Origin of the sequence: Arcicella aquatica (assembly GCF_034928825.1) — a bacterium.
Taxonomy (GTDB): Bacteria; Bacteroidota; Bacteroidia; order Cytophagales; family Spirosomataceae; genus Arcicella; species Arcicella aquatica.
Genome location: NZ_JAYFUL010000018.1, coordinates 80,857 through 106,610, shown reverse-complemented (window position 1 = coordinate 106,610; position 25,754 = coordinate 80,857). Strand labels below are relative to the sequence as shown.

General features: G+C 34.9%; 17 protein-coding genes. 2 read left to right on the top strand and 15 right to left on the bottom strand.

Going from position 1 to position 25,754, the window contains the following annotated elements:
• Positions 1–336: 336 nt before the first annotated feature.
• The 12 genes from VB264_RS12550 to VB264_RS12495 all read right to left on the bottom strand — a co-directional run bounded on the left by VB264_RS12550 (position 337) and on the right by VB264_RS12495 (position 16,735).
• On the bottom strand, positions 337–2,109 hold the full coding sequence (locus VB264_RS12550) for an AMP-dependent synthetase/ligase (RefSeq protein WP_323249845.1): 1,773 nt from the start codon (positions 2,107–2,109) through the stop codon (positions 337–339).
• 215 nt (positions 2,110–2,324) lie between these two features.
• On the bottom strand, positions 2,325–3,398 hold the full coding sequence (locus VB264_RS12545; RefSeq protein WP_323249843.1) for a hypothetical protein: 1,074 nt from the start codon (positions 3,396–3,398) through the stop codon (positions 2,325–2,327).
• Between the two features lie 203 nt (positions 3,399–3,601).
• Positions 3,602–5,434, bottom strand: a complete 1,833-nt coding sequence (locus VB264_RS12540; RefSeq protein WP_323249841.1) for a tetratricopeptide repeat protein — start codon at positions 5,432–5,434, stop codon at positions 3,602–3,604.
• Positions 5,435–5,727: 293 nt separating this feature from the next.
• Entirely contained in the window at positions 5,728–5,862 is a 135-nt protein-coding gene (locus VB264_RS12535; RefSeq protein WP_323249839.1) for a hypothetical protein, read from the bottom strand.
• Between the two features lie 10 nt (positions 5,863–5,872).
• Positions 5,873–7,507, bottom strand: coding sequence for an Ig-like domain-containing domain (locus VB264_RS12530; protein ID WP_323249837.1), 1,635 nt, complete (start codon positions 7,505–7,507; stop codon positions 5,873–5,875).
• 182 nt (positions 7,508–7,689) lie between these two features.
• Positions 7,690–8,574 carry a class I SAM-dependent methyltransferase gene (locus VB264_RS12525; RefSeq protein ID WP_323249835.1) on the bottom strand — a complete coding sequence of 295 codons (885 nt, stop codon included), beginning with the start codon at positions 8,572–8,574 and terminating at the stop codon, positions 7,690–7,692.
• Between the two features lie 96 nt (positions 8,575–8,670).
• Positions 8,671–10,533 carry a tRNA uridine-5-carboxymethylaminomethyl(34) synthesis enzyme MnmG gene (gene mnmG / locus VB264_RS12520; RefSeq protein WP_323249833.1) on the bottom strand — a complete coding sequence of 621 codons (1,863 nt, stop codon included), beginning with the start codon at positions 10,531–10,533 and terminating at the stop codon, positions 8,671–8,673.
• Positions 10,534–11,031: 498 nt separating this feature from the next.
• Positions 11,032–11,451 (bottom strand): rRNA maturation RNase YbeY, encoded by a 420-nt coding sequence (gene ybeY, locus VB264_RS12515; RefSeq protein WP_323249831.1) that lies wholly within the window; start codon positions 11,449–11,451, stop codon positions 11,032–11,034.
• A 167-nt stretch (positions 11,452–11,618) separates the two neighbouring features.
• Complete coding sequence (locus VB264_RS12510; RefSeq protein ID WP_323249830.1) at positions 11,619–14,969, bottom strand: DUF4175 family protein; 3,351 nt, start codon at positions 14,967–14,969, stop codon at positions 11,619–11,621.
• 148 nt (positions 14,970–15,117) lie between these two features.
• Positions 15,118–15,882, bottom strand: a complete 765-nt coding sequence (locus tag VB264_RS12505; protein WP_323249829.1) for an exodeoxyribonuclease III — start codon at positions 15,880–15,882, stop codon at positions 15,118–15,120.
• Positions 15,879–16,226: a hypothetical protein gene (locus tag VB264_RS12500; protein WP_323249828.1), complete on the bottom strand. Its 348-nt coding sequence runs from the start codon at positions 16,224–16,226 to the stop codon at positions 15,879–15,881. The genes VB264_RS12505 and VB264_RS12500 overlap by 4 nt, the downstream gene beginning before the upstream one ends.
• Positions 16,227–16,387: 161 nt before the next feature.
• Positions 16,388–16,735: a carboxymuconolactone decarboxylase family protein gene (locus tag VB264_RS12495; RefSeq protein WP_323249827.1), complete on the bottom strand. Its 348-nt coding sequence runs from the start codon at positions 16,733–16,735 to the stop codon at positions 16,388–16,390.
• An 88-nt stretch (positions 16,736–16,823) separates the two neighbouring features.
• Between VB264_RS12495 and VB264_RS12490 the strand changes: the two genes are divergently transcribed.
• On the top strand, positions 16,824–17,501 hold the full coding sequence (locus VB264_RS12490) for a ComF family protein (protein ID WP_323249826.1): 678 nt from the start codon (positions 16,824–16,826) through the stop codon (positions 17,499–17,501).
• 50 nt (positions 17,502–17,551) lie between these two features.
• Here the strand turns inward: VB264_RS12490 and gldJ are convergent, their stop codons facing one another.
• The 3 genes from gldJ to VB264_RS12475 form a co-directional block, all read right to left on the bottom strand.
• Positions 17,552–18,775 (bottom strand): gliding motility lipoprotein GldJ, encoded by a 1,224-nt coding sequence (gldJ, locus tag VB264_RS12485; protein ID WP_323249824.1) that lies wholly within the window; start codon positions 18,773–18,775, stop codon positions 17,552–17,554.
• 208 nt (positions 18,776–18,983) lie between these two features.
• Positions 18,984–22,340, bottom strand: a complete 3,357-nt coding sequence (gene mfd, locus VB264_RS12480; protein ID WP_323249865.1) for a transcription-repair coupling factor — start codon at positions 22,338–22,340, stop codon at positions 18,984–18,986.
• Between the two features lie 148 nt (positions 22,341–22,488).
• Positions 22,489–24,990, bottom strand: a complete 2,502-nt coding sequence (locus tag VB264_RS12475) for a S9 family peptidase (protein ID WP_323249822.1) — start codon at positions 24,988–24,990, stop codon at positions 22,489–22,491.
• A gap of 254 nt (positions 24,991–25,244) precedes the next feature.
• On the opposite strand from VB264_RS12475, the gene VB264_RS12470 reads away from it, so the two are divergent.
• Positions 25,245–25,745 carry a hypothetical protein gene (locus VB264_RS12470; RefSeq protein WP_323249820.1) on the top strand — a complete coding sequence of 167 codons (501 nt, stop codon included), beginning with the start codon at positions 25,245–25,247 and terminating at the stop codon, positions 25,743–25,745.
• Positions 25,746–25,754: the final 9 nt, after the last annotated feature.

The following is a 25,754-nucleotide window of genomic DNA, read 5'->3' as shown; positions in this document are numbered from 1 at the left end:
ACAATATATTTCTACTGATATAATGTTCCTAAGGAACTATAATCATTTACTCAAATCATCAATCAAACATGAGTCATCCCGAATTTTCTCTTGGAAAAGCAAGTTTTAAAAGATTTTAATGTTTTTTGGATTTATTCTCGTCCTTACTTTTTGCCTTGATGCAAAAAGTAACAAAAAAATCAAGAATTCCTAAACTCGCTTCGCTCAAACAGTAGGAATTCGTTACCCATCAATCATAAAAAAGCGGTCGAAAAACAAATTTAGACCGCTTTTTTATGATTTTAAAATTCGGGATTACTCATGTTTGATTCCACAATTTGGAAAATTATAAAGGGCTTAATTATATATTCCTTCAATCAACTCTTTATAATTATTATGAATGATTTTTCTTTTTAGCTTTAATGTCGGTGTTAATTCGCCCGATTCAATCGTAAATAATTTAGGTAATAATTCTACCTTTTTTACTTGTTCATATTGAGCAACATTCTTCATCAAGTCTTTTACTACTTCATCTATTTTCTCTTTTACCTTATCATTCTTAATCATCTGAGTAGCATCTTTACAGTCTACACCGTTTCTAGTACACCACTCTTTTAAGGCATTGAATTCAGGTACAACCAAAGCTGACGGGAATTTTTGTCCCTCTCCTACAACGATTGCTTGTTCAATCAATACAGATTCTTTCAATTTATTTTCTATTACCTGTGGTGCTACATACTTACCACCAGATGTTTTGAAGATTTCCTTTTTTCTATCTGTAATTTTCAAATAACGTCCTTCAAAAAGTTCACCTATATCTCCTGTATGAAACCAGCCATCCGCATCTATCGCTTCGGCAGTAGCATCTGGTCTTTTATAGTAGCCTTTCATGATAGATGGCCCTTTTACACAAATTTCTCCGTCTTCAGCAATTTTCAACTCCACATTTGGTAATACTGTACCTACACAACCCACTCTAAAATCAGATAAGATACTTGATGAAACTACAGGCGAAGTTTCAGTCAATCCATAGCCTTCAGCAATCGGTATTTCGGCAGCCCAAAATACCCTTGATAAACGAGGTTGCAAAGCAGCCGAACCAGAAGCAATGATTTTGATATTGCCTCCTAAGGCCTCTTTCCACTTACTAAATATTAATTTTCTCGCAATTTTCAACTGTGTATTATACCAAAAACCCATATCCTTCATTGGGTCGTATTTCAATCCTAGGTTCAATGCCCAAAAGAAAAGCTGTTTTTTAATACCCGATAATTCGTAGCCTTTCGCTACAATCTTATCATATACTTTTTCTAGCAATCTCGGAACCGTTGCGAATACTTGCGGCTTAACATCTTTTAGATTATCGGCAATGGTATCCATACTTTCGGCATAATATACCGAAACGCCATAATACATATACACATATACATCGGTACGCTCGTAGATGTGGCAAAGCGGAAGGAAGCTAAGGGCTTTGTCATCAGATGATAATTCTAAATGCTTTCCAATCACCAATCCATCAATGTTAGAAACGATATTATCGTGCGTCAGCATTACTCCTTTCGGTTTCCCTGTAGTTCCCGAAGTATAAATCAGTGTCAACAAATCGTCTGGATGAACAGCTGCTTTATAAGGTTCTATTTGAGCAAAATCCTCACCTTTAGCTAAGTATAATAATTCTGTCCAATGTTTTGTTCCTTTAAAAGGATCAAAAGAATAGATACCTTCTATGCCTTCCAAAACACTGGTAGCTTCAAGTACTTTTGCTAGCAAGGCCTTGTCAGAAACAAAAATCAATTTCACTTCTGCATCCGTAAAAATATAACGATAATCTTCAATCGTGATGGTTGGATACATTGGCACCAATACAGCACCTACTTGCTGAACTCCTAACTCAATAAAATTCCATTCTGGTCTGTTATTAGAAATCAGCGCAATTTTATCGTCTTTTTTAACCCCTAATTTGATTAAGCCAACGCTTACTTTATTAACGATTTCTATTACTTCTGTAGCACTATATTTTTTCCACTCACCTTTTACTTTACTAGCGAAGGTGTCTTCTTTATTTACTGCTTGTACACAATTAGGTAGTAAATCAAATACTCTGGTAATGTTAGGATTGCTCTTCATGACTATCTTAGTTTATTCGATGCCTTTTCAAAATAAAATACAAATTAAACCCTATATTTTACAATAGCGTTAAACAAAGATAACAAGTTTAAATAAATGAAAATAGTATGCAAGCATAATTATTTTGTATTTTTTAAGTATTTCAAACAAAGAATTTAACAGTAGATTATTAATCACTATTTTTTGCTAAAATTTACTTTTATCCACATTCCTTTCTATTCATTAACAATTTGGATAATTTCTTTTCTACCATCTGAATATAAATAAGTTAATTCTATTTCACTTACTTCATTATCTTTCAAGATATAATATCCGTCGTCTGTTGTACCATCATTTAAAAACTTGCCTTCAAATCGCTCTCCGTTTTGGAAATAATAAATACCGTTCCCTTCACGTTTGCCCGCTCGATATTCTCCCTCATACATTTTATTTCCGTTTGGATAATACTGTATTCCATAACCATCTCTTTTACCACTTTTCCACATTCCTTGATAACTCCCCTGTGTTTTGTGGACAAATAGCCCTTCTCCATCTTTGCAATTCCCAGTCACACAACCTGTTTTCTTGAAGGAAGCTTCATTGACACTAAGTAACTTATTTTCAACAACTTCTATATTTTCAATTTTTCTATCAACATTCGAATGAACATTTGTTTGGTCATTTTTTGATGCTCTCGATACCTCCACCAACTTATCGCTATCAGCTTCTAGCCATCCTTTTTTGATAGCCTCTAATCTTTGCGACTTTGGCGGATGTGTAGTGGTTACAAACTCTTCTTGAAAATGCTGAATAGCTTGTTGTGACTGTTCTAAAGTAGCACCCATTTGGTGTAACCAAAAACCTGAAAAATAATCAGCCTCTAATTCTTTTTCAGGACGACTTCCTTCTCCGTCTATGGTATGGAAATTGGCATGATGCCCAATCTCATGCGCTAAGATAGAAATCGCTGCCCAGTCGGTTTGAGCTGTCCGTTCTACTCTGCCCAAAAAGTCGCGGTCATAAATAATATAGGGTTGTCCTTCAATGATAGTCGCAAAACAATTATCCGTATTTGAACATTGCATTACTTTAAACTTGCTATGAATTTGTCCCATTTTTTTGGCAAATTTTCCGATTACTTCTGCGGCATGACTTTCAGAAATGTATCCCATCGTTTGTGGACAAATATCTTGAGGTAATACCTGCTTACCAAAATAATTGCAGGCAAAAACGATTTTTGGTTGTTGAGCCAACAGCTCATTGCAAAAAGCAAGACTAATAATGAAGAGTAAAGAGAAGAGTTTTTTCATGGCTATTTTACTTGATTGTGAATAATTAGAGGATAGACACAAAAAATAAAAAGCAGGCCACTTTGATTAAAATGGTCTTAGCAAATTTTATTTAAAGCAATCAAGTAGAGTTTCAAACCATACAATGACATTTAGCGGTTTATCCACAAAAAAAGCCTGTAAGTGGATAAGCTTACAGGCCTGATAGTAATACGTTTAGGTAATTAATTTATTGTATCTCCCCTCAAATTTCTAAATCTTTTTCTAGCATCTGCCCCATAAATACTGCCAGGATACTTTATCAACAATTCTTGGTATAATTTCATCGCCTTTGTGGATTGGTTCAATACATCCTGATATGTTTTCGCTAATAGATACAATGCATCATCGCCTTTAATATCGTGTGGGAAATTTTGGATGACGAATTCCAAATCTTTTACCCCTTTATCCACATTCCCTTGCTTCAAATAGATATTCGCTCTTAGAAAAACCAAATCATCCATAATAGGATTTCCACGATATACTTTTTCCATTTCTCCTAATTTGGCGATAGCCTCCTCATTACGATGTTGAAAAAGTAAGAGTTCAACAGAAGAATAATCTTTTAAGGCAGCTTCTGTACTATCAAAACCAGTGTTTTCTTGAATCAGTAAACTCAGCTCCATCGCATCATTGGCAATCTCGCGCGTAGTCGCTTGTTTTAAAATATCCAATACTTCTTTGGCTAACTCAAAGTCTCCTCTGAAATACGCCAATTTTGCATTTCTTAATTTGGCATCATACCCAATCGGACTATCTTTCTCTGATTTTTCCACTTGTGAATATAATAACGTGGCTTCCCAAGGTTCAGATTTCAACAAGTATATATCTCCTAAATCTAGTTTACACTTATCCACAAAAAACTGATCATTGTTGGCAAGTTTGATGGCTTTTTCTAAAACAGCAATGGCAGTGTCTTTTTCGTTTAAGTAAAAAGCATACAAAAGCCCTTTGCTTCTTAGGGCTTCCAATGTTCTTTGATTTGTTCCCAGTTCATCCAGCATCTTGGTGTATTCGCCAATGAGCAATCTAATATCCGATTGATTAATTGGGTAAGTGGTTTTAATCACTTCTTCCTTGGCATTAATCAACATTCTTCTCCACAATGGGTAATTCTGATGTCTAGGATATTCTTTGATTAAGTATTCAAAGATTTTACCTGAGTTAACATAGTCTTTATTCTGATGCGCCATAAAGCCTAAGTCTGTCACTTGAATACCTTCTTTTTTATAGCGTTTATCCAACGCCCTAGCCTGAACAAAAGCTTTATAAAAGTCTTTTTTCTGAATCAAATGCCAAATCAAAATATCTGTATAATAAGACGTCTGTGGATATTGTTGAACTTTTGCGTAGAGTATTTTCTCTAATTCTTCTATTTCTTTATCTTCCTTCAACTCATCCTGAAGGATTGACTGTACCATTTCTTGATTATCAGTCACTAAACCAAACTTTAGGTACTCTTCTATCATTTGAGTTACTTTCCCTTCCATACGGAACAAATTTGCTAACTGTACAGCATATTTATCTTCCGTCTTTGTAAAAGCCCTCGATACCTCAATTGTTTGTATAGCTAAATCTGTTTGATGTTGCATGGCAAAGTAATTCACTAAATCTATCATTTCATCATCACTCGCCTTTACTTTATCAATCGCCAAATCATAGTTTTTTTTAGCTTCGTCTTTCTTATCAGTTGACTGATAAAGTCGTCCTAAATCAACTAAATATTTAGCTTGATTAACATCTCCATTTTTGATTTGTTTCTTAACAAACTTTTCGGCTTCGTCCCATTCTTTCAACTTCACCAAAGTTTCCAAGTATGGTTTATAAATATCTTTTGCAGCGTCTTTGTTTTTAGCCAATTTTTGAAAAATGGTTTTCGCCTTTTCATATTCACCCGATTTCAGGTATTCTATTCCCAACTGAGCATCTTGACTGAAAACATTAAAAGACCCCATTACGAAAATGACGAAGCAAAGAGCCTTCAAAAAAGTTTTCAACAACATCTTATATTTAATCATAATAATTTTTATTTAATTTTTTATAAAAAAGAAAACTATTACTTCTATTATACTGTGGATATGTGGATGAGTATTGTGAAACATTATTTTCACAGATAATTGTTAATATCGTTTTTTTTATCAACATAAAAAACGTACTTATCAACATATAACTAATTGATTTACAATGTCATTAATTTTAATCCACATATTTGTGTATAACTTTTAACTTTTTCTCAACATTATTCACAATGAGTTTTTATGTTGTTAACTTGTCATAAAAATATGGATTAAATCGATAGTTTTCCACGTTTCTAAATGTCCATTTTTTGTTTCCACAATGCCTCTATTTCTATCCACAAAAATAAGGGGTATAAAACCCCTACTTTTCCACTTTTTTGAAAGGCTATTTGCCCTATTTCTGGACTTATCCACAGAAGGTTGACCATTTTTTGATATTTAGTCAATTGTAAAGTCATTTCCAGATAGAACGAAATTTTGTTTCAATTTAATCTTGTTCGGATTATAGATTATTCTTTCTGGTAGTGTATTGGTCTGCCAGTCGCCTTCATCCCAACGAGAATTCTGATTTTCATCCACAATCAATCTTACATAATAAATACCCGCTTTAAGAAAGGCAAATTCGTATTTCAATACGTTGTCCACTTTTTGAACTACCTCATTTCGTTCATTCAATAATTGAATAATAAAATGCTTTTTGTTGGGGTTCTTAACTTCCCCTTCGATGATACCATAATTCTCAGGATCTCTGATTGGATGAAAACTTTCAATGTTTGAAGTAGTATCATTTTCGAGGGAAATGAATGTCCCTTTGGGGATACGCACTCTTACAAATTCCTTTGGTTTTTTATCATTTTTCTGAATATGCAATTTCGTTTTTCCTTGGCTCCATGTAATGTCTTTTTCTGTAATAGGTATCCTAATAAGGGTATCATTCATGATTTCAATTTTACTAATATCATATTGAATAATAGGTTTTGAAAAATTGATGGTATAACCCACATCTTTTAAATCTATATCCTCATTATTAGTGGGCGTTATTTTCGTGCTGAACTCTTCTTTCACACTTTCATCTTTTTTGCCTTTTACCCTAAATTTGATTTTTTGGTCATGTGTAAATACCCTATCTAATGAATCCGTAACTGATACTTTTACTTTTACAGTATCGGTAGAATTGTTAATAGTATTGTATATTCTAAGGTTTTTACTGTCAATTTGTTGATAAGCCAACGTATCTTTTCTTCCTAAAAAGTCAATTTTTACATTTTTTATCCCTTTACTATATTCTATATAATAGTAGTTAGCGGTATTTCTGGTTTTAGCTACTTTGTTTGGACTTTTATCCATCTTAGCCATATTGATTTCTAGGTTCGATAAATTACTTTTTAAGTCGATAGTATCTTTTACAAAACCCATCAATTCTTTGGCTTCTTCATATAGTAAATTATTATTGGCATCGGCAATGGCATAAATTCTGTATTTCCCCGAAGCCACATTTTCAATTTTGAAAATACCCGAGCTATCTGTTTTTGTAAAGTAATAAGGTTTTTCTTTTTTAGGATTCAATGTATCCGAATAGGTATATAAACCAACAGTCATATCCAAAATTGGTTTATTGATTTGTGGATTAAATACTTTACCGCTTACAATCAATGAATCAATAATTTTTCCAGTACTGAAAACCAATCTTATATTTTTAGCAATGTTCCTTTCTGTAATATCCTTTATGGCATTTCTGAAATTTAAACTATAAGTAGTATTTGGTTTGAAGGGTTTATCGAAAGTGAGTCTTACACCTTTGGGCAAAGGTTTGGTTTGATAAGCTCCTTCAATATTAGGGGTAATCAATAATTGCTGTTGGATATTATCCACCGTTACATATTCATTAAATTCTAATTGAATCAATTTTCCTGAAAAATTGGTAGCTTGATTATTCGGAAATGTTTTAACGATAACGGGAGCTAATGTATCTTTTTTGCCACCGGTCGGTGCTACGATTTGTGCACAGCTAAAGAGGATTTCGATGAGTATAAAACTAAGAAAACTTATCAAGACTAAATTCTTCACTTTCATGTTAATATGTTGAAAACTTTGTGGATAAAATAAATGCCATTGGCTTAAATTCTGGAAAACTCCTATTACTTAACCCAAAATTGCTTAAAAAAATTGGTTTATAGAAATGTTGACCATTTTACAAAAAGAAACCCTCAGTGTTTGTTAAACTCTGAGGGTTGTGGAAAAGTGTCTGAAAAATGTTAATTCTTCTTAAATATGTAAATTAAGCTTGAATAATTCTGTTGATTACTCTCTGCTTTTATATTAGATTTCAAACCATCTACAAAGGCTTTGAAATAGTTAGTTTTCCCTGTTTGATACTTAGTACTCAACATTGAAACATAGAAGGAATCAAACTTCATAGGGAGGGTTTCTTCCAAACGGAAGTTATGTTGTTCAAAAAGTTGCTTTATTGTCTTTTGAGAGAAATGATACAAATGTCTCGGAACATCATAGGCTGCCCATTTATTGCCATAAATAGCGGCATCTTCTGATTCATGATTAGGAACAGCTATAATTAGCGAACCATCCAAAGCGAGTCTTTCATATAACCAATCAATCGTTTCATTTAATTGATGCACATGTTCTAATACATGCCATAGAGAAATGATGTTAAATTGCTCATCTTGGAATGAACTCAACACATCCGTCTTGATAGTAGATTGATTAATTTGTTCTGCAATTGCCCTTGCATCATCGTCTGGCTCAATGCCAAATACTTTCCAACCATTTTCTTTGCATACATTCAAAAACATACCCGTTCCACAGCCCACATCTAATAATTTACCCTTTGAAGGATACAATGTATTAACTAATTCTAATTTACCTTTTAGCGTATATTTTCTAACAGAATGATAAATTTTAGCGATAAGTCCTTTAGAAGTATTAGTATGCGAGATATAAGATTCAGCTTTATAATATGCGCCTATTTTATCTATCTCTGGGCGAGGATTGGTGAATTTAAAACCACAAGTATTACAATTGACGATTTCGAATGTTTCTTGGCTTACCGTATAATCTTTAACAGTAAGATATTTACTAAATGAACTTTGTTTACAGATTGGGCAAGTGCTTATTTTTTCCATGGTTGTTAATTTTCACAAAGGTACAAAAAAGACTTGTAAGGTTTTGGTTTACAATAACCATTGCTTACAAGTCTTTTGTATTTATTATCATCAATATTATCTGTCCATATAAAGCATCAGTACAGAAACATCAGAAGGCGATACACCGCTAATCCTTGAAGCTTGACCAATAGTGGCTGGTCTTATCCTCGAAAGCTTTTGTCGACCTTCATTTGAAATAGCCTTTAAGTTAGCATAATCAAAAGTTGCTGGAATCTTAAGGTTTTCAAATTTCAATAGTTTATTAACCATTACTTGCTCTTTTTCAATATAGCTTTCATATTTCACATTGATTTCAGCTTGTTCCAAAATTTCATCTTTAAAATTAGCCAAATAAGTTGCTACTTCTGGAGATAATGTTTTTAACTTTTGAACATCAATATCAGGACGTTTCAATAAATTAATGATTGGCGTACCCTCTCTTAACAATGCCGTACCAATTGTTTCTAAAACAGGATTTACCTCTTCAGGTTTTACTTTCAATGATTTCAATCCATTTATTAATACCGCTGTTTGCTCTTTCTTGTTATTAACGTTATTCAATCTTTCTTCAGAAGCCAACCCAATTGAATGTCCCCTCTCTGTTAAGCGAATATCAGCATTGTCCTGTCTAAGCAATGTTCTATATTCTGCTCTTGACGTAAACATTCTGTAAGGTTCTTCTGTACCCTTATTAATCAAATCGTCAATTAAGACACCGATATAAGCCTCTGAACGAGATAAAGTAAACTCTGGTAAGTCTTGGGCTTTTTGGTGGGCATTTATCCCTGCCATCAATCCCTGACACGCTGCTTCTTCATATCCAGTTGTTCCATTAATCTGTCCTGCAAAGAATAAATGCTGAATCAACTTAGTTTCTAATGTTTGCTTTAATTGCGTTGGCGGAAAGAAATCATATTCTATCGCATAGCCCGGACGGAACATTCTTACGTTTTCAAATCCAGGAATCTTTTTCAACGCTGCATACTGCACATCTTCTGGTAATGAAGTTGAAAAACCATTTACATAAACTTCTACAGTATGCCAGCCTTCTGGTTCTACAAAAATTTGATGTCTGTCTTTATCAGCAAAACGATTGATTTTATCTTCCACCGAAGGACAGTATCTTGGTCCTAATCCCTTGATTCTACCCGCAAACATTGGTGACTTTTCAAAACCTGTTTTTAATACATCATGTACCTCTTGATTAGTGTAAGTAATCCAACAGCTTCTTTGCTCAGTTAAAGAAGGAGTATCTAAATAAGAAAACTTACTTGGATTTTCATCTCCTTTTTGTTCTTCCATTTTAGTATAATCCAAGCTTCTACCATCTACTCTTGGTGGCGTACCTGTTTTCATTCTACCTGCCTCAAAGCCTAATTGTACCAATTGTTCGGTAATACCCGTTGCTTTTCCTTCGGCTGTTCTACCACCACCAAAGTTTTTTTCACCAATATGAATCAACCCATTCAAGAATGTTCCATTGGTTAATACAACAGATTTAGCTTTGAATTCAATGCCTAATTGAGTTTTTACACCTACTACTTTATTATCTTCCACTAACAGACCAGAAACCATTTCCTGCCAAAAATCCACATTAGTGTTTCTTTCCAAAGCCAAACGCCATTCTTCCGCAAACCTCATTCTATCCGATTGGCATCTAGGCGACCACATCGCAGGGCCTTTAGAACGATTTAGCATCCTAAATTGAATCATTGTTTTATCAGAAATAATTCCTGACATTCCACCTAAAGCATCTACTTCACGCACAATTTGTCCTTTAGCCACACCACCCATGGCTGGATTACAAGACATTTGAGCTATGGTATTCATATTCATCGTAACGAGTAATACCTTCGAGCCCATCGTTGCTGCTGCGTGAGCGGCTTCACAACCAGCATGACCAGCTCCTACTACGATAACATCATATTCTTTGTACATATTATTAATTGATATTTGAATCTACTATTACACTTGTTTTTATCTTCTTGTTTTATTTTCTCTAATAATGGCAAATAGTATGCTGTTTATGATAATTAAAGTAAGCGCTTGTTTTGGTTACTTAAGTCTTACTAGACCGAATAGCAAGCACAAATATTCATTAGCTTGTGAAACATATTTAACACCTACTTATTCCTTCACTTTATGCGATTTTATAGCCATAATTAATTTTATATTACCTTGAATCTATTTTTAATTATCTGATAATGATTATTTCGACCATATAATTTTAGGGTTCTTTCAGCTCAATTTTATAGCTGAACCTTCTTCAAGTAATACTAGAGCTTTGTATATTTTTATCTATAAAGAAATACTTTAGCCACAATAATGATTATTTAAAACTAAATAATTGAAAATTTGAAGGTTTTAAATGAGTCGTAAAAAACACGTGTTTTTTGTAAGTGTTCCACGTGGAGTGTTTGAATAAAATATAAAATATCAACTATTGAAAATTAAAATATATTTACTTTCAATCTCTCTCATTTGTGCTTCGTCTTCATCGGAATGATCATCATAACCACAAAGATGTAAAAGTCCGTGAACTAGCACACGCTTAAATTCATCAAGAAACTCGGTTTTTAATTCTTGAGAATTCTCTTTTACCCTTTCAATACTTACAAAAATATCACCCTCAATCATTTCTTCTTCTTCCGAATTATCAAAGGTAATAATGTCTGTATAGGTATCGTGGTCCAAATACTCAACATTGATTTTATGAAGATACTCATCTGAACAAAATATATAGTTGAGGTCTCCTACCTTAAAGCCCTCTAATTCAGCCACTTTTTTTAACCATGCTTTTAACTGGTTTTTCTGGCTAAATTTAAAATCAATATCCTCGTTAAAAAAAACAATCATTGTGTAATAACATTATTAAGTTTGAAATAATTCGTTCACAAAGATACAATATAAAATTCAGCTTGTGAATATCAGCTACTTAGAGAGAAAGAAGGAATCAAGAGAAAGGTAGGATATAGTAGAAGAAAAAGAAACGGGTCTTGGATAAAATCCAAGACCCGTTTACATTAATTAATTTGTTTGAAGTAATTATCAACTTGTTGTTTATAATACTGATTCAAGTTGGGTGGTACAGTACGCAACAACTCTGTTTGCTTTTGTTTATCTTTAACGTATTGTTGAAACTGTGGAGGAACCTTTCTTGCTAAATCTTGTCGAGCAGACTCTGCTTTTCGTTTTTGCTCCTCTTCTTGCTCTTGCATCGCTTTCTCTGATTCAAGCAAACGAGTCAATAATTCTTGTTGACGTTTCATCAAATTCGGATTCAAGCGTTTATTTACCAAGTCTGTTTCGCTTTCTTCCATTTTCTTCATCATCTCTTTTATTTCATTTCCCAAGCCCTTGCCTTTATCAGTTCCTTTGTTATTATCCAAAAACTCTTGAAGCATCTTCCTGATTTGAGCTTGTTCTCTGGCCATTTTAGCTAATTGCTCCGAAATGCCCCCTTGCCCTTTCTCACCTTTTTGCATGGTCTGTTGCATTTGCTGGTTCAATTCCTTTTGGCTTTCGCTTAGGCTTTTGCCTTTTCCTTTGCTTTTTGTTTTCCCTTTACCAGCACTCTGCATCATCATTTGCTGATTTTGCTGCATTTGTTTCAATACATCAGAAAGCAATAAAGCAAGATTATTCATGGATGTCATCGCAAATTGTTGCTTCGATGTAGTCATGGGTAACTTTCTATCCTTGATAAGTTTTGAAGCCTCAGCCATAAAACCTTTCATATTACTCATCTCACGGTTTACGAAAGATTCAATTTGTAAGACCCTTTTTGATAAAGCATATAAACTATCTTCAATCACTTTTGCATCATCCTGTATCTTTATTTGCTCTTGCGAAAGTTTTATGAATCTAGGATCCGAAGGATTCATACCTCTAAAGTCTTTCATCAACTTTTCTTGGTTCAAAGAAATCTTCACAAGATTTTCAAGAATATCACGAAGGTCATCCATATTCTCTTCGTTTTGCTTCATCTCCTGTTCTTGCTTTTCCTTGGCTAGTTGCTGAGCCAAATTCTTCATTTGTTTGGCCGCTTGCTTTTGTTTTTGAGATGCCCCCTTGTTGTCCCCTTTTTCAGATTTCTCTTCCGCTTCTTTTTGATCTTGTGAAATGTCTTCTTGCTGTTCTTTGCCCATGTCCATAGGTTCAGCATTTTTCATCTCTTTATTAATCTTTTCAGCTTCCTTTAAATCTTTCTTTACCTCTTCAAAAGCCTTGCTCAGTTTTTCTTGTTCTTTTTTATTGGCATCAGCTTCTTTTTGTTTATCAGCATCAGTTTTATTATTCTTATCTAAGGCTTCGTTTTTCTCAGCAAGTTTTTCTTGTTGATTAGCTTGATCTTCTAAATCCTTAATACTCTTATCCAACTTTTGTTCTAATTGTAATTTCTTAAATAACTCCTGCATACGTTCCAATTCTTTTTCCATGTTACGCTCTTTGTTTTTGAGCTTATCCATTTGTTCAAGCATTTTATTATCATCAGGGTTTTGTTCAAGCATTTTTTTCAATTCTTCATATAACTTCTGAGTTTCAGGGTCCATCAAATCATTCATCATTTTCTGGAGTGCTTCCATTTTCTGTTGATTTTCTGGCTTCTGTTCATTGAATCTTTGTTGCTTTTCATTCAAATCTTTATTAGCATCTTGCAGATTTTTAATTTCGTTCATCAACTCTGCTTTCTTCTTAATCAATTCTTCCGCCAATTTCTTGTCTTGATAATCTAACTCCTTTTTGTTTTTTAAACGATTTTCCAAAGCAGCAATTTCTTTACGTAATTTCTGTGCTTTCTCGAAAGTCTTTTCTAATTGGGCTTGCGTTTTATCAACAGAGTTTTCTATTTGATTATCGATAGCTTGCTTGTCGGGAATAGCATAATTCATGACTTGTGAACGAGTAGACTTAGCACCATTTACTCCATCATTATCCCAAACTTGCACATAATATTCTACTCTATCCGAAGGGTTCAGCTTTAAACTATCTAGATTCCATTGCTTATAAAAACTTTGAATCGCTTGATTAGGATTTACTGGCAAACCCAAACTAGCATAATTTTGTTGGTTGTTCTGCCCATTCCTGAGTACTTTATAAAAAATAGCCAAGCGACTAATCCCATAATCATCTGCAATGTTTCCGCCTAATACGATTAAATTATAAAGCGTAGAATCCTTGTATTGCTCTAAACTTAATTGCGGATATTTATCAGGAATAACATTTAAATAAAAGCTGATGCCTTCAGCATTTGAAGCATATTTATTTTTCAGAAACACTTTGTAAGTGCCCGAAGCTTTTACTCGTTTATTAAAGTCAAAACCGCCACCTAATAACTTTTTATCAGCAAGGTAAGTATTTTTATCACCTTCAAAAACCATCGAAATAGAATCGGTATTGGTAACGTTAAAATCCCATTCGATAGCCGTACCTTCTGGAACAGTTAGGTTGCCAACATTTTTAAAAGATTCATCAGGTTTATTCAAATAAGCAGGATAGTTTACATTTACATCAAAAAAAGCCAAACTTGGTTTGTTGACCATTTCTACTTCATATTGACCAGATTTGAAACCAGCGGCTTCAAACTGAAAATCGAACCCATTTTGAATTTTAGAAAAGGTGTAGGTATAATGACGCTTATCTGTCGTTTCCATTTTAAGCTTTCTGTCGTTGTAAACTACATACACAGCGTCAGGAATAGTATTACCTTGTAAGCTAAGATTCAGGGTAAAATCTTCATTTTTAAAAGCCTGTAGATTGCTGTTTTCAAGTAGGAAATTGAAAGGTGCTTCTTCTTGATATTCGTTTTTGAAGTTGACGATCCTTTCAGTACTTTTTGAGAAAAATGAAGGATATAGCATCAAGATACCTACTATTAGAATAGCAGGTAAGGCCGCAAACTTTACGTATTTTTTATTATCGTTTATCTTGATAGCATCCGTAAATTTGACAATACCCAATTGCTGAGACTTCTGTTTGATAGAAGCAATCAACAATTCATTTTGCTCTTTATCAATATTTCGGGTAAGCTGAAGGGTATTGATTAGCTTGTCGCCTACTTCTGGGAAATACTTTCCAATTTGGTCGGCAGCTTGTTCATTCGAAAGCGGTTTCTGTTTTCCGTATAAAAATACCAAGGGTTTAATCACCCAAAAAATACACGAAATCAAGAAAGCTAAGAGGAAAGAAAAGAATAAAATTGTGCGGAAAGTAGTACCGAAATGACCGAAATATTCAAGGACGTTAAAAACCAAAAAAGCGGACAAGATAACTGCCGCTGAAAAAATACTGCCTTTGATAAGTCGATTGAGATAATACTTTTGCTTGTATTCTTCAATCCGCATAAGTAAGGTTGCGATGGGTGAAGTAGTCATATTGTTAAGGTTTAATCCTGAAGATTCTCATGAAATATTTAATACCTAACGAAAAAGAAGTAATGAAATGTAGAATTGTGGTAAATTAATTAATAATAAAAAAGCGAATCAAACATTGGGATACTCTCTTGCTTGATTCGCCTATGTATTAAATAGCGATTTCTAATAGTACTGGACAATGGTCAGAATGCTTTGCCTCTGGCAAAATAGCCGAACGAATCAGTCTGTCTGTCATGCTTTCGGTGGCACAATGATAATCGATACGCCAGCCCAAATTCTTGCCCCTTGCTCCTGCTCTATAGCTCCACCATGTGTAATGATGCGGCTCTTTATTAAAATGCCTAAATGTATCTATAAAGCCATTATCCAAAAATTTAGTAACCCAAGCCCTTTCTTCTGGCAAAAAACCAGAGCTATTAGCATTAGACTTTGGATTGTGAATATCAATCGGATGATGACAAATATTATAGTCGCCAGAAATAATAAGGTTTGGAATAGACTTTTTAAGGTCATCAGTATAACCATAAAAATCATCGAGCCATTTCATTTTAAAACCCTGACGTTCGTCCCCACTACTACCTGAAGGCATATAAACAGACATCAATGAAAAGGTATCGAAATCCGTACGGAGTACTCGTCCTTCTCTGTCGTAGTCGGGCAAGCCACAACCAAAATCAATGTTGTTGGGTTTAAACTTAGTAAGGATTGCTACCCCACTATACCCTTTTTTTTCGGCTGGAAACCAATAGATATGATACCCCAAGTCTTCAAAAACAAGTTTATCAATTTGGTGTTCTTCAGCTTTGATTTCTTGCAAGCAAATCATGTCTGGATTACTTGCCTTCAACCAATCGATAAAGCCTTTGTTCATGGCAGCACGAATGCCATTTACATTATAAGTGATGATTTTCATACAAATACTTCCCTTTCAAAATATTCTATAACTTGAGCTTTCAATAATTTTTCTTGTTCGATTACATTTACAAAAGGCAAAGGCTGAATCAATTTCCAATGTGGCCAACCGTCTTGATCAATACCTTCTAATTCATAAATACCGCTGTAGCTAAGTACTTTGCAGATAGCAATATGCATTAAATCTTGCTTTTGTTCCTTGGTAAAAAACTGATGTCCTTTCCCTAATTCTTGAACACCAATAAGAAAAAGCACTGCATTTAAATCAGCAGGTTTTTTTCCAAGAGATTGTTCTAATTTATCTAATAAGATATCCCATTGCTGGGCTAGGTTCTCTATTTCCATATTTTTTATATAGCTCTGAGTTTTCAGCTCTTAGCCATGAGATTGTAATTTAATGAATGAGTGAGTTTGTGATTTATTTTAATTATGAATGGATAAATTTTGTTAAAAATTATCTTCATTTTCGACAGAATACTCCACATTCAAAACTCGAAACTCATCACTCAAAACTCCTCACTCCGAAGTTCTTCCCAGTACTCCACCGCTCTACGCAAATGTGGGATAACAATTGTTCCACCGATTAAGGTAGCCACAGAAAAAATCTCTTGCATTTCCGCATCAGTTACGCCTAACTCAAAACATTTTCCGAGGTGATATTTGATACAGTCATCACAACGCAAAACCATCGAACATGACAGCCCCATCATTTCCTTTGTTTTTTCTGATAAAGCTCCTTCAGCGTAAGTATTGGTATCCAGATTAAAAATTCTTTTAATTACTTTATTATCCGAAGACAAGATTTTATCGTTCATCTTGCTTCTATACTCATTAAATTCTGCGACTAAACTCATGATTATTGTTTGATTGATGTTAAATTGTATGCAAAATACAAAGAAAAAATTGTAATCAGTTTCTAACCTTAACAACATTACTCAAATCATGTTCAACGCATTTATAGACTTAATTTTTCCTAGAATTTGTTCCGCTTGTTTAGAGCCGCTCCAACTGAACGAAGCCGTAATTTGTACGCATTGCAGATTCGATTTACCGAAGACGAATTTGCACCTTGAAAACGATAATGTATTGATGCAGAAATTTTTGGGCAAAGTTGAGCTAAAACACGTTATGAGCTATTTAAAATTCATAAAGGGTGGTAAAGTTCAACGCTTGATGCATGAGCTGAAATATAAGGGTAATCAGGAAGTAGGAGAAATGTTGGGAAGATGGTATGGAGCAGAACTAAGGGATAATGGTTTTGCAGAAGCTTTTGATTTGATTATTCCAGTGCCCTTGCATAAAAAAAGGTTAATTAGCAGAGGGTATAACCAATCAGATTGTTTTGCGAAAGGATTATCCGAAAGCCTAAAAATTGAATGGCGAGATGATATTTTAGTAAGAGCTACTAACACGACTTCGCAGGTAACGAAATCAAGATTAGAGCGATACCAAAACATGGACAATGTCTTTGCTGTCAAGCATCAGGAATATTTAAGAGGAAAAAAAGTAGTAGTAGTTGACGATACCTTGACAACAGGTGCTACCCTCGAATCATGCGTTTTAAGCCTGCAAGAATTCGATATAAAGGACATTTCCATACTCACCCTAGCAATGGCATAAAAAAAAGGCGACAGAATCAAATTCTGCCGCCTTCCAAATGGGTGAAAATATTATTTGTTAGAACCTGCTCTAATCATAGCACATCTAAAACCAATCGTTGACGTAGAAGAATCTTGATCAATAAATCTACGTGTTCCCGGTGCTAACCAATAAGCAACATCCGCCCATGAGCCACCTTTGTAAACTCTTGACTTATTGTCTACTAACGAGTTGTTGTTCTTTCTATCGTAATTCTTAGCATTATCTAAATAATCATTTCTACGAATAGGGTTCAAATCGTTGAAATCTTCATAAGATAATGGACGATATAAGTCATATACCCACTCGTTTACGTTACCTGCCATTTGGTATAAACCAAAGTCGTTAGCTGGATAAGTATAAACTTCAGTAGTAATGATAGCACCATCGTTTGATTTACCAGCAATACCCGCATAGTCACCACGTCCACGTTTGAAGTTGGCTAACATAGAGCCTTTTTTCTTGCCTACCGAAGCACGCATATTTGGGCCATCCCAAGGATAAATTCTTTGGTTAGTTTGGTTCTCATCTTCATACTGCGTTCCAATCATGGCTTTAGCAGCATATTCCCACTCTGCTTCAGTTGGAAGACGATAAGCAGGTAATACTTTTCCAGATTCAATAGGTAAACGCTGACCAGCAGAGAAAGCAGGAGATGTTCTACTTTCGGCACCTTTCTTACCTTTTTTCTTCTTCTGGCTTTTCATCGCAATGTCGTTGTTAACGGCAGCGGTTCTCCAAGTACAGTAATCAGAAGCCTGTACCCATGTTACACCCACAACAGGGTACATACGGAAGCCAGGATAACGTAAATATTGTTCTACATAAGAGTCGTTAAAAGCTAATTCATCTTTCCAAACCAATGTATCAGGCAATGCTGATTCATAGAATTCTTGAGAAGAGTCTTTCATGACCGAATTCAAATATTCAAGATAGTGAACGTTTCCAATTTCTGTTTCATCCATGTAAAATGACTGTACAGAAACGGTTCTTTCTAAGTTATCTCTTGAATTGATAACATCCTCTTCTAAAGCCCCCATCGTAAAACGTCCGCCTTCTACAAATACTAAGTTCGGACCTGTTTGTTGACCTTTGAAGGATTTATCAATCTGAAAACCTCCTTTTTTGTTATAAGCAATACCAGTAGCAGTACTTTTCTTGCCTATTTTTACACTCGTTGACTTCTTTGATTTACAAGAACTTGCCAATGCAAGGCTTGCTACAAGAATTGTCATTAATTTGAGAGACAACTTCATCTGTTAATTAATTTGATTGTCGTGATAAGAATAATTTTAAAACTAGTTAATATCCTGAGTTAGGAAGGATGCAATTTACAGAAAAGACTACAAATTTATGCTAAACAGTCTAAATTCTGCGGGTTTTATATTCAAAGATTATTAATCTTTATGATTACAAATGGAATATTACGAATAAAAAGCCACATATAATGAATATTAAACTTTATTATTTAGCAATTTCTTTTAAAATCCATTTAAATTCTTCGATAGACGTAACCTTATCGAAATACAACATCAGTTTACCTTTTACTTCTTTCAACGAGCACTTTCTTGAATGTTGTTTGACATATTCAATAACCTTGCCGAAAACTGCTGATTTATAATACTTTTCATTCTCAGAGGGAACGAAATAACATTTCAAATTATTACTTTTTAATAATATTTTTTCCATTCCCAATGATTCTGCAATCCAACGGACACGGACAATTTCAATCAAGTCAGACATTTGTGGAGGAATAGGCCCAAAACGGTCAGTAATCATGGCTTCAAATTTCAATAATTCCTCCTCATCTTTCATGTCATCCAGTTGAGTATACAACGAAAGTCTTTCAGAAATACTTGATACATATTTTTCAGGAATTAGTACTTGCATATCTGTTTCTATCTGACAATCAATCTTCAATTTTTCGGCAGTTTCAGCTAAATCCTTTTCAAACAAAGCCCTAAATTCTGTCTCTTTTAACTCCTGAACGGCTTCATCTAAAATCTTGTGATACAGTTCATACCCTAAATCATTGACAAAACCACTTTGTTCTGCCCCCAATAAATTGCCTGCCCCACGAATATCTAAATCACGCATCGCTACTTTAAAGCCATCACCCAAATCAGAAAACTCTTCCAAAGCACTTAATCTTTTACGAGCCTCAGAGGTAAGTAATGAAAGAGCAGGAGTTAATAAATAACAGAAGGCTTTTTTGTTAGAACGTCCCACACGACCACGCATTTGGTGGAGGTCGGATAACCCAAAATGGTTAGCGTGATTGATAAGAATCGTATTGGCATTTGGAATATCAAGACCAGCTTCGATAATGTTGGTCGAAACCAGTACATCATAATGCCCTTCTATGAAATTCATCATCGCCTTTTCCAACTTATCACCCTCCATTTGTCCGTGAGCTACGCCCACTTTGGCATCAGGCACCATGCGTAAAATCAGGTTGGCGATAGATTCCAACTCTCCTACTCGGTTATGCACGAAATACACTTGTCCTCCTCTTTTTAGTTCATAACTTACGGCATCACGGATTAGTGTTTCACTAAATATTTGTAATTCAGTCGTAACTGGCTGACGGTTTGGTGGAGGAGTTGCAATGATAGATAAATCCCTTGCACCCATCAATGAAAAATGAAGGGTTCTTGGAATAGGGGTTGCCGTAAGCGTCAGGGCATCAATATTTACCCTCATTTCTTTCAAACGGTCTTTTACTTTTACGCCAAATTTTTGTTCTTCATCGATAATCATCAAGCCCAAATTCTTGAAAACCACATCCTTATTCACAATTCTGTGCGTGCCAATCAGTATATCTGTTTCACCAGAAGCTACTCGTTTCAAAGTTTCCTTGATTTGTTTATCCGACTTAAAACGGTTAATGTATTCTACCCGACAAGGAAATTTCTCCAGACGGTCACGGAAGGTTCTAAAGTGTTGCATTGCCAAAACCGTAGTAGGTACTAAAATCGCCACTTGTTTTGAATCAGCCACGGCTTTGAAGGCTGCACGAATAGCCACTTCTGTTTTACCAAAACCCACGTCACCACATACTAACCTATCCATCGGATGTGGTTTTTCCATGTCGGCTTTTACATCAGCAGTTGATTTTGCTTGGTCTGGAGTATCTTCATACAAGAAAGACGATTCTAGCTCTACTTGCATAAAGGTATCTTTAGAAAAAGCAAAACCAGGCGCCATTCTACGTTTGGCATAGAGCGAAATCAATTCTTTGGCAATGTCTTTTACTTGTTTCTTGACTTTCGATTTACGATTCTCCCACTCAGGCGAGCCCAATTTCGACATGATTGGTGGTCCACCCTCTTTGCCCGAATACTTCGCAATTTTATGAAGTGAATGTATTGAAACCATCAATACATCATTGTCTTTATAGATTAATCGGATGGCTTCTTGTTCTGAATCACCCACCATGACCCTATCCAATCCTGCAAAGCGACCAATACCATAGTCGACGTGCGTAACAAAGTCACCAACTTGCAAAGAGCGTAATTCTTTAAGAGTCAGTGCTTTTGATTTTGAATACTTGCTTTTTTCTCTGAAACGATGGAAACGGTCAAAGATTTGGTGGTCGGTATAACAAACAACTTTAGCTTGCTGGTCGATAAAGCCTTCACGTAAAGAAATATTCATTGCTTGAAAACGAACATTTCTATCAATTTCATCAAAGATAGTCGCTAGTCGTTCAAGCTGTTTAGGAGAATCTGCTGTAATGATATTGGTATAATGAAAAGCTTGGTTTTCACGGAGATTATCAGCCAATCTTTTAAAATCCTTGTTGAAAGTAGGCTGTACTTTTACCTGATACTGAATTTTTTCATGAGCAGATTTAAAATAAAATCTCTTCCCAAATTCAATCGTACCGAATTCTTTAATCAGATTCAAGAAACTTCTGCGAGTTTCAAATAATTGATTAGGTTCTGAAATGACTTTGATACCGCCACTTTTGGCAATAATTTCTTGGAAATTAGCCTCAACTTTTTCAAAAGACTTTTCGATAATTTCAAGCGTCAACTCCACATCTTTGAACCAAAGTCGGGTATTATCGGGTAAGAAATTAAAGAAAGGTTCACGAGTTTCTTGAATCAACCTGTTTTGTACATCAGGAATGATATTAATCCGAGAAATAGACTCAACAGAAAGCTGAGACTCAGGGTCGAAGGTTCTGATACTTTCTACTTCGTCGCCAAACAAATCAATTCTATAAGGCAAATCATTGGCATAACTAAAAACATCCACAATACCACCACGGATAGAATATTGCCCCGCTTCGTAAACAAAATCCGTTTTCTCGAAATCATAACTAGCCAATACTTCCCCTAAAAAAGCAGTATCCAATTTTTCAGATACATTGATGGTAAAAGTATTTTTAGTGAGGGAACGCTTGTTGATTACTTTTTCAGAGAGGGCTTCTGGATAAGTAACAATCAATACTCCTTCGGTATTATTGTTCAGTTTGTTCAATACCTCAGCGCGCATCAACACGTTAGCGTTATCTACCTCCTCGTATTGATAAGCCTTTTTGTAAGACATCGGAAAAGCCAGTACTCGGTCTTCGCCCACTAAATTTTGTAAATCGTTGATAAAGTAAGCAGCTTCTTCGCGGTCGGAAAGCACAAAAAGATGAGATTGCTTTTCGTTAAGTAAATGCAAAGCAGACGCAACTACGGCGTCCAAACTACCAATAAAGCCCTTTATTTGAATATGAGGGTAGATTTTGGGAGCTTTAATTTGTTCAGCAATCATCTGCACAAAGCCATCTTCACGATACAGGGTAAGGAAATCTTTTACGAGCATATTCTTATCATCAATAACAACAATAGCCACGAACCGCCCGATTGGTGAAAATCTGAGCAATTCGTGGCGAAAAATTCGGTACAAATTTAACCTTAAAATCAGCTAATTGGTTTTGTAAAAGCTTTATTTTAAGATTAAGAAAATGAAATTATCGTTTTCGTTCTATTTCTTTATTCATTTCTTCGATATCCACACTCCTATCACTGAAATCATCCAAAAGATATTTAGTGAAGTGGTCAGCCATTTTCCAGAAGAAATATTCCGTCATATCTCCAAAACCATGGCGTTGAGTAGGCAACGTAAGCATCTCAAAACGCTTGTTGGCTTTTATCAAGGCATTTACCACACGAATAGTATTGGCAGGGTGTACATTGTTATCAATTTCTCCGTGAATTAATAATAATTTACCTTTCAAGTTTTTAGCAATCTCAGGATTTTTTTCTATGCTATAAACAAAACTCGTATCATTTTTTTCAGAGATAATTTCCTTTACACCATGGTGTTTTTCAGACCACCAACGGTTGTAAATACTATTGTCATGGTTCCCTGCATTGCTAACAGCCGCTTTAAAAAAATCTGGATATACCAACATCGCAGCAGTACTCATAAAACCACCACCACTATGTCCATGAATACCAACTTTGTTGATGTCGATAAACGAAAACCTATCGGTTAACTGTTCAATCGCCGCTTTTTTATCCGCCAAACCATAGTCTCTTAGGTTGCCATAACCATAATTATGGTACCACTTGCTACGAGCAGGATTACCCCCACGGTTACCCACAGTAATCACGATAAAGCCTAATTGTGCCAAACGGTCTATCCTATCCATCCCCTTACTGAAAGACTTATTAACACTTTCAGTTTGTGGACCTGGGTAAACGTATTCTATGATTGGGTATTTTTTAGTGCTATCAAAATCATAAGGCTTGTACATTACGCCATAAAGGTCAGTAATGCCATCATCAGCTTTTACTTTGAAAGTTTGTGGGAATTTATAACCTGCTGATAGTAAAGACGATAAGTCAGAAGTTTCTAAATCCAATATTTTTTTGCCTTCAGTGTTGAATAAAACCGCTTTAGGCGTAGTATTCACCCTTGAAAAATTATCAACAAAATAAAGCTGATTATCATTGATGCTAGAAGCATGGTCAAAATTTCCTTCGTTGAGGAGTTTCAAGCCTGTTCCATCAAAATTTACGCGGTAAGTGTGCAGATAATAAGGGTCTTCATTGCTTTCGCGATTGTTGGCAGTGAAGTATAAAATGCGTTTTTTCTCGTCAATGCCGATGATTTCTTCCGTATGAAAAGCACCCGAAGTAATTTGATTTTTTAGTTTACCAGTTTCATCATACAAGTAAAAATGTCCCCATCCGTCTCTTTCGCTCCAATGAATCAATTCTTTACTAGCACTTACTAAACCGAGCTTACGAGTTTCCAAATAAGTATTCATTCGCTCTTCTATAATGGGCTTTACAGTGTTCGTCGTTACGTCTGCAACCATCACATCAATACTCTTTAAATCCCTACTGGCACGACTCAAATAAAATTTATCTTTAGTACCCAACCATACATTAGCACGATAATCATCATCTCGGGTATTGGCAAGCGGAGTAGTATTCCAAATACTAATGCTTTGGTCTTTGAATAAATCGGCATTTAATTCTAACTGACTTTTGCTAGCTACATCAAAGAGAATGATATTTTCTATCGGACTGTCTTTCTCACCAGGCATCCAATATTTATATGTTTCTAGTGTTGGGCGTGGGTCAGCCACACTGTTGATTACCCATATATCTTTTACCTTTCTGTTATCAGTACGAGTCATTACAAATTTTTTGCTATCAGGACTCCAGAAAATAGAAGCAGGCTTGCGTTTGTTTTTATTTTTCTCTTTGTCAACATTGGTTTCATTGTCACCAAAAGATAGAGATTCACGATGGTACCCAAAGTTTTCTACACCATCTTTTGTCAATTGAATTTCAACGATGGTACTATCTTCTTCGTTTTTGAGGGCTTTCTCATAATTGAGTTTATCCATCAAATACAAATTCTGTTTTTTACCGAAAATGATGGTATTGCCATCTGGAGAGATACTAGCCCAAACTGGTTTTTTCTTAGGCTTTTTGAAATCACTTAATTCTACTAATTCAGTTGTGTTAAGGTTATATTCAAAATAAAACACCTTTTTTACTTTTGGTTTTTCCTTGACAACCTTAGCATCTTTCTTGGCGGTTGAATCCTTTTTCTCAACTATGTCTTGGGTGCTTTTTACTTCAAACTGAATCCAGTTTTCATCTCGTACAAAACGCATACTATCCAGTCCTAAATGCTGAGCATCAAAAGGATCTTTTACAATTTTGGTGATAGCTGCGGCCAATTTTTCATTATCGAAAAGAAGCTTCTTTTCTGCTTTCAGCGGGTCGACGATATACCATTTTTTGCCTTCGGTAGTTTCATAAACGTACCAAAAGCGGTCTGATTTTTTTAGCCAGTGAGGGTCAACGCTGGTCGAGAAAATCATTTTGTTTAATTTTTTAGCAGAAAACTTGGCCGCTAACGCATAGTTAGCTTTTACTGTTGAATGTTGAGCATAACTCGAAACAGACGCTACTAGTAGTAGCATCAAAATAAAGGAGAGCTTTCGCATGGTGTTTTAGAATTGTTAAATGAAGTCTTTCATCAAAGATAAAAGCTATACCTGAAATTATAAGTATTTCAAACAGAATGTAGCTTATCAAGTGGTTAAAAAGAGTATCAAACCGAATAATAAGTTTTTTAGTGGCTTTTGTTGACCAATTTGTAATTGTGTTTACGATTTTACTAGTTTTGACTAAGGCAAACGAGAAAATAGTATTAGTTCTTGCTTGTGAAATATTAACCAACAAAATACCCACTAACATTATGGCGACTAAGATAGTAAGCACTCCGTCTAACCCTGCAACAGGGGAAATTAATCAATTTGATTTAAAAAGAATCATTGAGGATTTTGAAGATTATGTTGAAATAAAATCTTCCTCAGCAAGGGAAATTAAAAAAATTGGAAGAATTGTAATGCGCAGAGAGCTTTTACAAGGGCTTTTGGATAAATTTGACGAAGAAGAGCCAGATGTTTATGTAAGTATCCACTTTGGGGTTACATTACCTAACCAGCATAGCTGTTTTGATAACTTTCAAACAGATATATCAAATCAATTAAATATTGCTATTTTACTTGGAAAAGAGAACCCAGAAGCTGTAAATGATAAAATTGTTGAAATAAATTACCCAGATGACCATGGTTATGTAATTACCAGAGGTTTCCGCTCTTATGATTCAACAACACTAGGGGCGAGAACATTTGGAAAATCTACCGAAGGTGCAGATGAAATGCTATGCTGTGGCGACCCAAGCAAAAGGCCTTAATAAATAAAA